The sequence below is a fragment of the Pedobacter nyackensis genome (assembly GCF_032678475.1).
In the GTDB taxonomy this organism is placed as follows: domain Bacteria; phylum Bacteroidota; class Bacteroidia; order Sphingobacteriales; family Sphingobacteriaceae; genus Pedobacter; species Pedobacter nyackensis_A.
Window position 1 is genome coordinate 52,411 of sequence record NZ_JAVTSF010000008.1, and the last position, 13,318, is coordinate 65,728.

The 13,318-nt window shown below is 39.0% G+C and carries 13 protein-coding genes; 7 read left to right on the forward strand and 6 right to left on the reverse strand.

Annotation, left to right across the window (positions count from 1 at the left end; translation table 11 throughout):
- Window positions 1-157: 157 nt before the first annotated feature.
- The 4 genes from R2Q84_RS21820 to R2Q84_RS21835 all read right to left on the reverse strand — a co-directional run bounded on the left by R2Q84_RS21820 (window position 158) and on the right by R2Q84_RS21835 (window position 3,390).
- Window positions 158-1,342, reverse strand: coding sequence for a FecR family protein (locus tag R2Q84_RS21820; RefSeq protein ID WP_316818724.1), 1,185 nt, complete (start codon window positions 1,340-1,342; stop codon window positions 158-160).
- Window positions 1,343-1,401: 59 nt separating this feature from the next.
- A complete protein-coding gene (locus R2Q84_RS21825) occupies window positions 1,402-1,995 on the reverse strand; it encodes an RNA polymerase sigma-70 factor (RefSeq protein ID WP_316818725.1) in 594 nt (197 codons plus the stop codon).
- 131 nt (window positions 1,996-2,126) lie between these two features.
- Window positions 2,127-2,999, reverse strand: coding sequence for a pirin family protein (locus R2Q84_RS21830; protein ID WP_316818726.1), 873 nt, complete (start codon window positions 2,997-2,999; stop codon window positions 2,127-2,129).
- Window positions 3,000-3,081: 82 nt separating this feature from the next.
- Window positions 3,082-3,390 carry a GNAT family N-acetyltransferase gene (locus R2Q84_RS21835; protein WP_316818727.1) on the reverse strand — a complete coding sequence of 103 codons (309 nt, stop codon included), beginning with the start codon at window positions 3,388-3,390 and terminating at the stop codon, window positions 3,082-3,084.
- Window positions 3,391-3,544: 154 nt separating this feature from the next.
- Between R2Q84_RS21835 and R2Q84_RS21840 the strand changes: the two genes are divergently transcribed.
- From R2Q84_RS21840 to R2Q84_RS21870, 7 genes are all read left to right on the forward strand, one after another.
- Complete coding sequence (locus tag R2Q84_RS21840) at window positions 3,545-3,898, forward strand: hypothetical protein (protein ID WP_316818728.1); 354 nt, start codon at window positions 3,545-3,547, stop codon at window positions 3,896-3,898.
- Between the two features lie 93 nt (window positions 3,899-3,991).
- The gene (locus R2Q84_RS21845) at window positions 3,992-6,226 is read left to right on the forward strand and encodes a TonB-dependent receptor (RefSeq protein ID WP_316818729.1); all 2,235 of its coding nucleotides are present in this window, start codon (window positions 3,992-3,994) and stop codon (window positions 6,224-6,226) included.
- 53 nt (window positions 6,227-6,279) lie between these two features.
- The gene (locus R2Q84_RS21850; protein ID WP_316818730.1) at window positions 6,280-7,197 is read left to right on the forward strand and encodes a DUF4625 domain-containing protein; all 918 of its coding nucleotides are present in this window, start codon (window positions 6,280-6,282) and stop codon (window positions 7,195-7,197) included.
- A complete protein-coding gene (locus R2Q84_RS21855) occupies window positions 7,198-7,674 on the forward strand; it encodes a DUF4625 domain-containing protein (protein WP_316818731.1) in 477 nt (158 codons plus the stop codon).
- A 34-nt stretch (window positions 7,675-7,708) separates the two neighbouring features.
- Window positions 7,709-8,410 carry a hypothetical protein gene (locus R2Q84_RS21860; RefSeq protein ID WP_316818732.1) on the forward strand — a complete coding sequence of 234 codons (702 nt, stop codon included), beginning with the start codon at window positions 7,709-7,711 and terminating at the stop codon, window positions 8,408-8,410.
- A gap of 80 nt (window positions 8,411-8,490) precedes the next feature.
- On the forward strand, window positions 8,491-8,907 hold the full coding sequence (locus R2Q84_RS21865) for a hypothetical protein (RefSeq protein WP_316818733.1): 417 nt from the start codon (window positions 8,491-8,493) through the stop codon (window positions 8,905-8,907).
- Window positions 8,908-9,118: 211 nt separating this feature from the next.
- Window positions 9,119-9,535, forward strand: a complete 417-nt coding sequence (locus R2Q84_RS21870; RefSeq protein WP_316818734.1) for a hypothetical protein — start codon at window positions 9,119-9,121, stop codon at window positions 9,533-9,535.
- A gap of 41 nt (window positions 9,536-9,576) precedes the next feature.
- Here the strand turns inward: R2Q84_RS21870 and R2Q84_RS21875 are convergent, their stop codons facing one another.
- Window positions 9,577-12,144 (reverse strand): DUF5686 and carboxypeptidase-like regulatory domain-containing protein, encoded by a 2,568-nt coding sequence (locus tag R2Q84_RS21875; protein ID WP_316818735.1) that lies wholly within the window; start codon window positions 12,142-12,144, stop codon window positions 9,577-9,579.
- A 158-nt stretch (window positions 12,145-12,302) separates the two neighbouring features.
- A complete protein-coding gene (locus R2Q84_RS21880) occupies window positions 12,303-13,295 on the reverse strand; it encodes an ABC transporter ATP-binding protein (protein WP_316818736.1) in 993 nt (330 codons plus the stop codon).
- Window positions 13,296-13,318 lie beyond the last annotated feature (23 nt).

The following is a 13,318-nucleotide window of genomic DNA, read 5'->3' on the forward strand; positions in this document are numbered from 1 at the left end:
GTCTGATCGGCGGTAAGCTTAACAGATACTGAGAAGGGGTGTTTCCAGCACTCCTTTTCTATTCTGAAAAGCCTCAAAAACATGCTTAAGTTTCTTTTTTCTGATATTCCATTGTGGTTAGTTTGGTTAATGATTTGGTTAACTAGTTGAATTTCTATTATTTTTCGATGACGATAATACGTCGCCCCTCTACCTCAAATTTTACTTCTCCGGTCCCTGCCAGCATATGTAATACCTGCGATATATTACTGTGACGGCTCACAGTACCGAAGAATGTAATTCTTCTGTTAGATACATTTTTATATTCCACCTCTACATCGTACCAGCGGGCTACTTTACGCATAATATCTTCTAATGACTCATTATTAAACATAAAGTATCCGTTTTTCCAGGCCACAACATCTTCCGTTTGTACCTGTACAACTTTAGTTTTTCCATTAATTAAAATAGATTGTTGCCCGGGTTTTAGCAAGGTTGATACATTTGAATAAGAAACACGAACAGTACCTTCTAATAAAGTAGTTTTCGTTGCCTTTTCATCTGGATAACCATTGATGTTAAAGTGCGTACCTAAAACTTCAACCTCTTGCCCCTTACTCACAACAATAAAAGGTGTTTTACGAACTTTTGCTACTTCAAAATAACCTTCTCCTGTTAGCTCGACCTTGCGGTAATTGCCTGTAAAAGTAGATGGATACTTTAGCGATGATGCCGCATTTAGCCAAACGACAGTACCATCAGGTAATATAACCTGATATTGTTCTCCAACTGCAGTAGTTATGGTATTCAGACCTGGAGCAACGCCGGCATTGGCACCACCGTTGACAGTGTACACCACCTTTCCCTCTTTTGTCTTTTGAATGCTTACACCGCCTTCTTTTGCCAGCTCACCATTAGCAGCATCAGATAATACGATTTTCCGGCCATCGGCAAGGGTTAACGTCGCTGTGTTTTTTCCAGGTTTAATATCATGCCCAGCTACCATTGGCGACTGACTATTAGACAAAGGGGATGATTTATAAAGATAAATGCCAACACTCGCAATCAATAATACTGCTGCTGCCGAAACAATTTTCGGCCAAAGTGTCTTCCGTTTTAAAGGTATAATACTGGCATCTATGTCTTGTCCTTTTACAATAGCATTCAACATCTTTTCTCTGCCACCTGCAGCAAAAGGCTGATGTTCCGGTTGAAAATTCTGATAACTTTCCTCCATTAATTTTCGGATCTCCTGTTCAACCTCCTCCTGATCTACAAGTGCAAGGAATTCATCCCGCTCTGCTGCACTTGCAGTTTTATCAAAATACTTGTTGAATAAATAAGCTAATCTTTCTTCCTGCATATATCACTAAAGACGCAGGAGATCTAAAAAAGGGGTAGTGGAATTTGAAAAAAGTTAAATTAAAATAAATTGCTCATGAGCACGAACAAAATTGTGGCATCCAATCTTGACCTTAAGTCATTCTGGATGAACCGCGTAGCATATTGAATATGCTTTTTAACCGTCTCTGTGGAAAGCTGCAGTTTTGCAGCAATTTCTTCATGTTTTAACCGTTCGTAACGACTTAAGACATAAACCTTTTGTTGTTGAGGAGGTAATTTGGCTACAGACTGCTCAATCCATTCCCGGTATTCTTCTACAGGATTTTCGAGTCCATCCAATTCAGATTCATCTTTGAAGAACTGCTCCAGTTTTTGCTGAAACAAATGTTGCTTTGCTTTTTTCCTGAGTGCATCAAAGGTTTGGTTACGGCATAAAATGAACAGATAATTCTTAAAGCTTTTTAATGTACTGACCGTTTCTCTTTTAATCCAGATCTTAATAAAAACATCCTGTACAATCTCTTCGGTGATAGGTAAAGATTCTGTTAGTTTAAAAACATACTCACCCAGAGGCCTATAGTACGCATCAAATAATTCAGTAAAAGCGCGCTGATCTCCGGTGGCTAACCTATGTAATAATTCATTTTCATTTGGAGGAGAGATAATAGCCATTTAATGCTCGCGGTAGTTTGATTTAGTGTGTTCCTGCAAATAACGAAATATTATCTGAAATAAATGACCAGAAATAAGAAGAGGTTGTAACATAATTATGGTACAACCTCTTCAATTATTGAGTTCTATTATTAATCGGCCAGTACTCCGAATTTGCCTTGATTAAAATCAACTATAGCCTGATTGATTTCTTCTTCGGTATTCATTACAAATGGTCCGTAGCTTACAATCGGTTCATTAAGTGGCTCACCACTCAACAACAGCACCACACTTTTCTGGTTCGCTTTAATGTGAATGTCTTCACCTTCGTTCGCAAACAATATGAAGCTATGTTCCGCTGCAGCCTCTCCATTTACTTCTACACTACCATTTACGACCAGTAAAGCTGTATTATGCCCTGCCTGGATCGTAGTGTTCAGTTCCGCACCTTCGTTTAATTTGATGTCGAACAAATTAACAGGACTATAAGTCTCCGCAGGACCAGCCACACCATTAAAGTTTCCGGCAATTACATTCACCACACCGCCATTTTCAGGCAATTCTATTTTACCCATTCCCGCAGCAGTTAACTCCTGGTAATGCGGGGTGGTAGATTTATCCTTTTTAGGAAGGTTCACCCAAAGCTGTACCATTTCAAAAGGTCCTCCTTTTTTTGAAAACTCTTGCTCATGATACTCTTTATGGAGAATACCGCTACCTGCAGTCATCCATTGCACATCACCGGATTTAATCACCCCATGGCTACCTGTACTGTCGTGATGGGCAACACTGCCTTTGTAGGCAATAGTAACCGTTTCAAAACCTTTATGTGGATGCACGCCAACTCCTCTTAAATGATCTGATGGTCCGAAGTCATATTCAGGATTAAAGTCCAATAGTAAAAAAGGACTTATTCTCTCCTGAGGAATACCTGCTCCGGGGATATAATTAAATACCCTGAAACCATCACCAACCATATGTGGTCGGCCAGAATTTGTCACGATTTTTTCAATTAACTTTTTCATCTTGTTTCTCCTTTTTTAAGTATACAAATGTACACTGGTCAACAGTGTTAACAATTGATGTAGGATAAGAAGTAAACCAATTTTAAAATGGCTTTGCACTTTCGTCTAAAATACGATCCCATTCAGGATGTCTTTTTAAATATGCAGCAACCAATGGGCATAATGGGATGAGTTTGTATCCATTATCCTCAATATAGGTCAGCGTTTTTTCTATAACAGCTGTCGCCGCACCCTTTCCCTTCAACTCTTCCGGCGCTTCGGTATGAATTAGCCAGATCTTTTTGCCATGTTCTTTGTAGTCGATAAAGGTTGTATAGTCGCCTACCTTTAATTCAAAACGCATACCTACCTGATTTTTAACCAAGGGTAGATTCAGATATTCCTCATTCATAGCTGCAAGTTTTAAAAGTTTATTTCAATAATCTAATTTACCCCAATTATAGGATAAAAGAAAGAAGATAGGTTATAATATAGAGAACACATAAGCAACTTAATTGCATTTACCCTTGCATATCACAAATTATAAATGCAACTTTGATGCAGTTATGAATTCGAGTACGAAACTTCTTTGGACCAAACTGCAGCGGAAAGGCTCCTTTCTGTTGGTTTTACTGTTTTTGTTCATCTCGACTTCACAATTGTTTCATATCCATACTGAGGGGCATTCCGATTTTGAATACGGAGCTAAGAAACAGATTCAGCATATCAATAAATGTGCTATCTGCGACTATTACCATCATGTCCAAGGTCAGCAGATCCTTTTGTTTTATCCTACAGCACTAAAGATTGCAAGTCCTGAGGTGATTACCCTCAATACCCTGGTCATAACACGAAACTATGAATTTAGCTTGCAGGTTATTGCCAACAAAGGTCCGCCAATTCTTGTTAAACACGTTTAAACACTCCTTTTCTCCTACCTGATTCTTAGCCCTGCTTTTAGCAGACAGGTACGCTTATGTCTATTTTTTCCCTTAACTGAACTTCAAAATTTAATGAAGAGCTTCTATATATTATTATTTTTTCTGCTGACCGTTCTTCAAACTGTTTTCGGGCAGCATACAAATCGACAGCCGGACTCAACCTCAAAGAAAAAGGCCAGCCAATCTGTTACCCCTCAGCTGAAAGAGGTTGTGATTAAAGACAAACGTTTACTACTTCGTCAGGAGGAAGAATCTTTAAATGTGATAACAGTCGGGAGTGATTTTATACAGCGAAACCTGGGAGGAAGTTTAATGAAAACACTGGAACGCTTACCTGGCATTAAAACCATAGGCATTGGATCGGGACAGTCGAAACCACTGATACGGGGTCTTGGTTTTAACCGCGTAGTCGTTGTTGATAAAGGTGTAAAACATGAGGGACAGCAATGGGGGGCTGATCATGGTCTGGAGATTGATCAGTTTGCCGCAAGCGAAGTAGAGCTGGTAAAAGGCGCTGCTTCCTTTTTATATGGTTCAGATGCTATAGGGGGTGTAATTGACGTAAAACCTGCTATTGTACCGCCCAAAAATACCTTAGCTGGTTCCGTTGATCTTATCGGAAAAAGCAACAACAACCTGTATGGGACCTCCATAAATTTATTTGGCCGAAACGATCACTGGTTCTTTGATTCCCGTCTCACCTATCAGAATTACGGAGACTACAGTGTCCCCACTGATACAGTGTTTGTATATGACTATGCTGTAAGGTTATACGACAGACAATTGCGGAACACTGCGGGTACAGAAACAGGATTACATTTAAGCACAGGCTATGTGAAGGAAAATTTCAGATCGATATTTTACTTCAGTAATATTTATAGTAAAAGTGGTTTTTTCGCCAATGCACATGGTCTGGAACCAAGAAGAGTAAATACTGAAATGCACGATGCATCCGCCAGAGATATCCAGATGCCCAATCAGCAGGTCAACCATTTTAAGTTAATCAATCGCAGCAGTTATCAGACTGGGGTACATAAACTGGAAATGGAATTGGGCTATCAGCGAAATTTCAGACAGGAACACAGTCAGTATGTAAACCATGGTTATATGCCTCCTGTTTATCCTGATTATCTATCAGTTTCTCCGGAGTTGGAAAGAGAATTTGATAAACAAGTATATAGTATAAATCTGAGGGATAGGATTGTAATTGGAAATCATCACCTTACTGCAGGTATCAATTCAGAGTACCAGGACAATACCATTAACGGCTGGACATTTTTAGTACCATCCTTTAAACAGGCGACCACGGGATTATTTGTATACGATAAGTACAAAATAAGCGAGCGCGTACTATTACACGGTGCAGTACGGTATGATTACGGGCAAATCAGGATGTTTAAATATGCAGACTGGTTTGATTCTGAATTAACGGCAGGGGGAATAACAACATCTGAAAAACTCATCAGGGCGAATGATCTGAAGCGCAGTTTCAACAGCCTGGTATGGTCGGCCGGCATCAACTACAACCACCATAAATTCCTGTTGAAGGCTAATATTGGCAAAAGTTTCAGAATGCCAATTGCCAAAGAATTAGGTGCGAATGGTGTCAATTATCATTATTTCAGTTATGAAAAGGGAGATCCTACGCTTTCGCCTGAGCAATCGTACCAGCTGGATTTAAGCTTAGGATGGAACGAAGATCGCTGGTCTGTATTGATCAGTCCTTTTTACAACTACTTTCCGAACTACATCTACCTGAACCCTACAGCAAACCATGATTTTTATTATGGCGCCGGCAATCAGATCTTCCAGTATGCCCAAAGCAAAGTAATCAGGTATGGTACTGAGTTACAACTAAAGTATAAGGTATTGAAGAATCTGAGTGCAGAATTATTAGGGGAATACTTATTTGCTAAACAAGTATCTGGAGATAAGAAAGGTTATACACTTCCCTTCTCTCCACCGGCATCTGCGTTGATTAACCTGACCTGGTCGTCCGCACCAGAGTCTGCGCTTAAACATGCTTATTTTTCCGTCGACTACCGACTTACCTCAAGGCAAAATAACATCGTTCCACCGGAAAAGAAAACACCAGGCTACGGTCTTATTAATCTTCAGGCAGGTACAAAGTTCAATATTTCCGGACACCAGTTGATGTTTAGTTTACAGGCGCAGAATCTGCTGAACACCCGTTACCTTAACCATACCAGTTTCTACAGACTCATTGAACTTCCAGAACAAGGCAGAAATATAGTCTTGTCCTTAAAAGTCCCCTTTAATATTCCATTAAAACAAAAAACCTATTAATACATCAAGAAATGAACACAAATAAAATTTCAATTAAAAATATACCACTAGCTATGAAAACAAAGAAAATCATCCTTGCGCTACTACTTTTTGGCACGGCTTTCCAGGCCTGTAAAAAAGATAAAGAAGCTGAACCAGAAAAACCTATACCTACGGCGACTAATGTAGAGATCGGATCGGGCAACAAACTGGCGTTAAGGGGAAGGGATTTCCATTTCAATGCAGATGTGGTTGCTGCCAGTAAAATAAAAGATGTTCAGGTAAGAATATTACAGAAAAGCGGCGAAAAGTATACCGCAACCTGGAAATTTGAACTGAACTGGGCAGAGTACAACAGCGCTAAAAATACCAATGTGCACAAGCACTTCACCATTCCAAAAGAGGCTCCTGAAGGCAAGTATGATTTCTTTTTTATTGTACTTGATGAAAATGGAACGAAGCTTGAAATTAAAGAAGAGCTGAGCATTATTGATCCTGCAAATGTTGCCGTTGACCCTAAATTTGACCGGGATTATGTCTTCCGTAACGATGTCATGATTTACTCCATGAATAAGTTTATCGAACCTGAACTGATTGTTAAAAAGGGTGAAGAATTGAAGCTGCATGTACAAGTGAATGACATTAAAGGTGATGGGATCTTATACTCTGTACTGATCAAGAAGAAAGCCAATTACAATCCGGAAAGTATCGATAAACTTGACCTTAGTAAAGTGATCGTGGTTACCAAAGTAGAACACACAGGACTTGCAGCGGCTTCAAAAATCACGACATTAAAAAAGATAAATGGCGTGTATGGTGGCGAAGCTATTGTCATTGGTGCCGACAAAGACAATAACGAACCGACAGCTAACTCAATTAACGGAGAGAAAACATGGGAATCGGGCAAATACAACTGGGTTATCCTTTATAAAAACACCACACATAACATCAGCTCTTACAAAGTAATACCCATCACAATCGACTACAAATAAATGAAGAGATTAAGTTTATTAAGCTTATGCCTGGCATCAATGCTGGTGCTGAGCAATTGTAGTAAAGATACTGCTAAACCGATCGATACCGCTTATCCTGAGATCAACACCAGCGCAGATGACACTTTCCCTAAACAATGCAGTATAATTAAACGGGGAGAGAAATTTATATTCCGGGCATCAGTTAGCGATAACGCTGAACTCGGATCACTCAACGTGGATATCCATCATAATTTTGATCATCATACACATAGTACCGAGTTGGAAGAATGCAATATGGAAGCCATCAAACAACCGGCGAAACCATTTTTGTTAATCCGAAACATCACTATTCCTACGGGGCAAAAAACCTTTCAGGCAAGTGCAGAAATCCAGGTACCGGCAGATATAGATCCCGGAGATTATCATTTTATGATCAGGCTAACAGACAAAGAAGGCTGGCAGACCATCAAAGGTTTAAGTATTAAAATTCAATAACAATATTCATCAATAATTAAATTCAAAAACAACAATGACAAAGCAATTTAAATCAGCAGCAATCATCCTGGTCGGTGCAGCAGTACTTTTCGTAAGTTCTTGTAAAAAAGATAATGATACACCGACAGTAAAAGAAGGTATTGAGCGCTCGGAGATCATCCTCACAGAAATGAGCGGTGCAGCGATTGAGGCACATGGTGACCATTTCCATGGATTAACAGATCTGAAAGCAGGAACACCAATTGTTATCAAATTTGATGAAAAGGGCAATGCAACTGCAAATGGACATTTACACCTGGAGGCCGATGCTGTTTATAAAATGGAGCTGAAAGCCTGGGACTACAATGGAAAAGAAGTACAGAACCAGTTCGTTGCAAACAAAGCCGTTGCTGATCAGTTTAAGGCTTTCCTTGTGGGCGGAAATCTGATTCTGAACAAAGACTCTCAGCATGAAAGCGGAGCAATCTTCCAGCCCAGAGAATCAACCTACGCAGATGGTACCGCAGTGACCGGTCAGTATGAAACTACCGGTGTACTGACTTACCTCACAATAGGGCACGACAATGAAGGACCAACAAAAGAATTAACTTTTGTAATGCGCAAACTGGAAAAAGATGTGAAAACTAAAATTACCAGGAGTGACTGGAATCATTCCGACTACGCGGCCAAGTTTGCGGGACAGGACGTGCTGAAACTGAAATTTGCGATACATGTAGAAGAAGGACACGACCATTAACTTCTTTTTAACAACTGATTTGCAGAATATATTGTAGCGTTTTGCCGAATCATTACGTTTATCTTTAAAACCAATAAACGATGAAAAAAATAGTACTTGCATTATTGCTGATCAGTGCCATGCTATCCTGTAAAAAAAAGTCAACTGATTCTGAATGTGGAAAGATGAACTGTACTTATGAATTTCGCTCAATAGGTATAAATTACGTAGACAACAAAGGTCTTCCAGCTGTAGTAAAGGACTTTAGTGCAGTTAACCAGAGAACCGGACAAAAGGTTGTACCAAATGTCACCACTATTACAACAATAAAAGGCTCGTACATTGTAATAGATGACTTGAATACGAGAACATTATCAGAAGCAGGTGACGATTTAAAAGTTACTGCAACGTCTGTTGAAACGAATCAAACTAAATCTGTTACATTTAAAGTAAAAGGTGGAAAATGTACATGCCATGTAGAGAAGGTTTCCGGACCTGAACTGGTTACATTCGACTAGCTTTCTTTTAACCTTGATCAGCCAAACAAGCTGATCAAGGTTAAATCAAATTGCAGCTCCTGTCCAGGAATTTTAGTATCGTACTGAAACTGAAATTTGCGATACATGTAGAAGAAGGACACGACCATTCACTTCTTTTTAACAACTGATTTGTAGAATATATTGTAGCGTTTTGCCGAATCATTACGTTTATCTTTAAAACCAATAAATCATGAAAAAAATAGCACTTTCATTATTACTGATCAGCGCCTTGCTATCATGTAAAAAAAAGTCAACTGATTCTGAATGTGGAAAGGTAATCTGTACTGAGGAATTTCGCTCAATAGGTATTAAATACGTAGATAACAAAGGTCTTCCAGCCCAGGTCAAGGACTTTAGTGCAGTTAACCAGAGAACCGGAGAAAAGGTTGTGCCACGTGTCACCGCTATTACAACAATAAAGGGCTCTTATATTGTAATAGATGACTTGAATACGAAAACACTATCCGAAGCAGGTGACGATTTAAAAGTTACCGGTACATCCGTAGAAACAAATCAGACTAAATCTGTTACGGTTAAAGTAAAAGGCGGAAAATGTGCCTGCCATGTAGAGAAGATCTCTGGGCCTGAAATGGTTACCTTCGACTAACTTTCTTTTAATCTTGATCAGCTTATCTGGGCTGATCAAGATTAAAAATCAAATTTCACTCTTGCACGTATACCCCAGCTTGAAACCCCAGGATTATCCAGGTAACTGAAACGTTTCACAGCATCCACCCTAAGTACTTTAAAAATGTTACCAACGCCTACACTTCCTTCCATATATGGGCCATTATCTAAAGCATAAGTAATCGGTAATCCATCGTCATTACGGACAAATTGCATGGCATCAGAATTTTTCTCCGGATTATTTTCATTTCTCAAACCTCCGTACAATGCCTTAAATGACATTACCTCTCTTAACTTCAATTTTTGAAGCAAAGGAATTTTGTTAAAAAAGAAACCATTGAAGTTCTGATCTATATTAATACTCGCATAATGATCACTTACAAACTCCATGAAGTTCATCAGGTTATAAGACTGCAGCTGATAAGCATACGTTTGGTTGGCGCGATGAATTGATAACAGTGGGAAAGGCAGTTTGCCCACATTATACCCTCCCTCAACTGTTACATCGGTATAGCCCAATTGCGATAAATAAAACCGCTTATCAACGCTACCCATAAAATTGTGGTAATTATAATCACCTCCTAAAACTCCTTTTAAGCCTGCCGTATAGCGTAGGTTAAACACCGGGTATTTATCAACCAGTGGTGTACGGTAAACTTTACCCTGATAAAATTTTTCATGTGGTGCATACCTCAAATTCACACTAACTTCAGAAGTATTAATCTGGTTTGTCCGCGAAAAGAGGTTTTGTGCAGAATTATTGAAATACAAAGACCCACCTGGAGTTTGACTCCATTTACGCAAACCTACACTATAAGAGAAATGGTTTTCATATTCATGTACGTAGTCAAATCTGTAAAAGTCGTTATACAGGAGCATGTCGTTCTCTCCCCTTTTAAAGGACAACAGAAAGTTGTCTTCCTGAACAAATTGCAGCTCCTGTCCGGGAATTTTAGTATCGCGCTGAAAACTTGCACGTAAATAATTCTGAGGAAATGCGTAAATAGATTTATTGTTTAAAGAATAAGTTCCGCTTAAAAAGTACTTCCACTTCTGATCATCAAAACCATAAGCTGCATAAGTTTCAAAATAATACCTTTTACTTAATTTAGGAGTCGTTCTTCCCCCTAACCTTGCCCTAAAGCCTTCTACACTATTAAAACTATAGAAAGTATTTACGGGTCCCATCTCAAAAGGACCAAAATCTTTATAACCCGCGAAAAATAGCGTTACGATATCCATCGTTCTTTTAAAAGATGGAATAGTTTGTAAAGTATCTAAATTATGATAAATCCTATTGCTGTTGGCACTAAGTGATTCCGGACGAATACTTGCCCAGTACTGCTCATTTTTCGTGTTCGCACCGGGAACTACAACCAATGTCTCGGAACCTTTGTACACATTTTCAGCTGGTGGTTGGTTAACTGTATAATCCTTAAAAGTTACCGTACGTTCGCCGGTAAATCCTGTGCCTCCCTTTTTCGTGATACCAAAATCAACAATCAGGTTACTTTTACTCAGGTGATAGCGACGATCAGGATTTTGCTCAAATTCAAGTTTTGCCTCCAGCCCTCTTACGAAATTCAGGTTAATATCTTTGTTAACGGTAAGGTATGCATTTTGCACAGCGTAATTGCCATCCATTGTTACATACAGCTTACCTTCAAACAACATATCCATCTTATTTCTAGGTGTAAAAGACAGCTCTATCAACTGGGGCTGATGTGTTGTAACCGTATCGGTAATAAAAAACTTATAGAACCCAGGGGCACCGTCAGCTATAGGACTCAATAAAAGGTTACTCACCACAGAGATATTGTTATCATAGATATCAATATCCTGGTACATCCTTTCGAAATACGAACTTAAACCTTTGTTGTCTATAAAACGTTCGTCAAAGTTGACTTGTTTATCGGCCACAACCACCGTTCTCATTTTCTCAGGATTTTTGCGGAAATAGTTCTCAGAAAGTTTCTCCTGCTGGTATACCGGCAAAAGGTTTTTACCTCCAATTTTACTAGAGTCCTGTTCCTGGAAAAGGAACTGATAATTGCGGAATACTTTTTTATTTTTAAACTTATCGGAAAGGTTGCTCATAGAAAAAAGCATTCTTTCATATTTTTTATACTCCACATAATCGTAGCTCTCCATCCGGTTTTTCGACTTATTAGCGATAACCTTACGGATCAGTTCTACTGCAGGATTTTCCTTATTGCGATATGGGGGCTTTTTTCCACCTTTGATAACTACTTCGTTCATCTGCATCGCTTCACTTTGCAACTGAACATTGATGACCTGGCTAGTTCCTGGCTTAATAGTCTTTACCTGCGCTTTATATCCCACATAACTAAATTTAAGCTGGGTGTAATTGCCTTCAATAGTAATATTATATTTTCCGTCAAGATCCGTTCGTCCCCCTTTACCTGTACCCACAACTACAAAAGAAGCATATGGGATGGTTTCTTTTGTAACAGCATCTGTTACCACGCCCTTTACAGCTGTTTGCTGTGCAAATGTTGGTAAGGCACCAAATATAATGATGAAAGAAAAAATATATTTTAATATAGCGTATGGATGTGATTTATACATCTGCGGTTTGCTTTAATGTTTAGCTTAAAACTGATTAAGCTCCGCAAAGTTAATACTCAACTTTTGAATATCTTAGTAATAAAGTCAGGAAAAAGTCTATAATCAAATGTTATGACACGAAAATGAAAAATGAATTTTACCTATTGATTTTTATGGAGTTATAGCGACAGAAAGCGGGTGATATTTGCCTGCACATGATCGTTCTTTTTATGCTCACCTCTATTTAGCTGAATAGCTCTTATCATTACACCATTTCTTTCCAGCAAAAGCTCCTCATAAAAGCCTTTATAATAAACATCTTTAACTTCGAAACGCCTGCTATTCCATGAACTTTTCAATTCTACCCATTCCGGATAAAATACTGCTGTACCGGTTTTTATATCCAGGCCAAGCTTCCCGGCATTGGTAGCGTTAATGGCTACCGCATTACCCAAAAGTTGTGCAGTATATATATCATCAGGATGATTGTATACATAAGCAGGTTCTCCGGACTGCAACAATTTTCCATCTTTCAGGATCAACAGTTCATTGGCAAGAAATAATCCATCTGCGGGGTCGTGAGACACCATAATTACCGTAACCCCTGTTTCTGCAGCTATTCTTTTAATATCGGCACGCAGTTGATTTTTCAATAAAGCATCTACCTGACTAAAAGGCTCATCGAGTAACAATACGGTAGTATCACTAACCATTGCCTTAGCAATGGCTACCCTTTGTTGCTCCCCACCACTCAGCTGGGTAATCTTCTTATCCTTTAAATGTTCAATATGCAGATGTCGCATTATTTCCAGGGTTTTCTCCTGTTTAGCCTGAATATTGGTATTGGAAAGCATAGATGCGATATTATCGTACACTTTAGCATAGATATTCAGAGAAAAATCCTGCGTAACCATTTTCATTTCTTTATGCCCGGGAATCAATTGTTCATCAGGGCCTAAAATACGTTTACCGTTAAAAGATACTGTTCCTTCATCAACCTTTAGCAAACCGTAGATACATTTCAACAGCGTTGATTTACCGCTTCCACTCTCACCAAGGATCGCCACCACGTTTCCTTTTTTGATGTCGAAACTAACATCACTAACGCCTGAAGCCTGTTCGGCCTGATGTTGTTTGGTTAAATGCTTTACAGATATGATTGGTTCTTCCACATCCGCAAAGATAGAAGAAAATG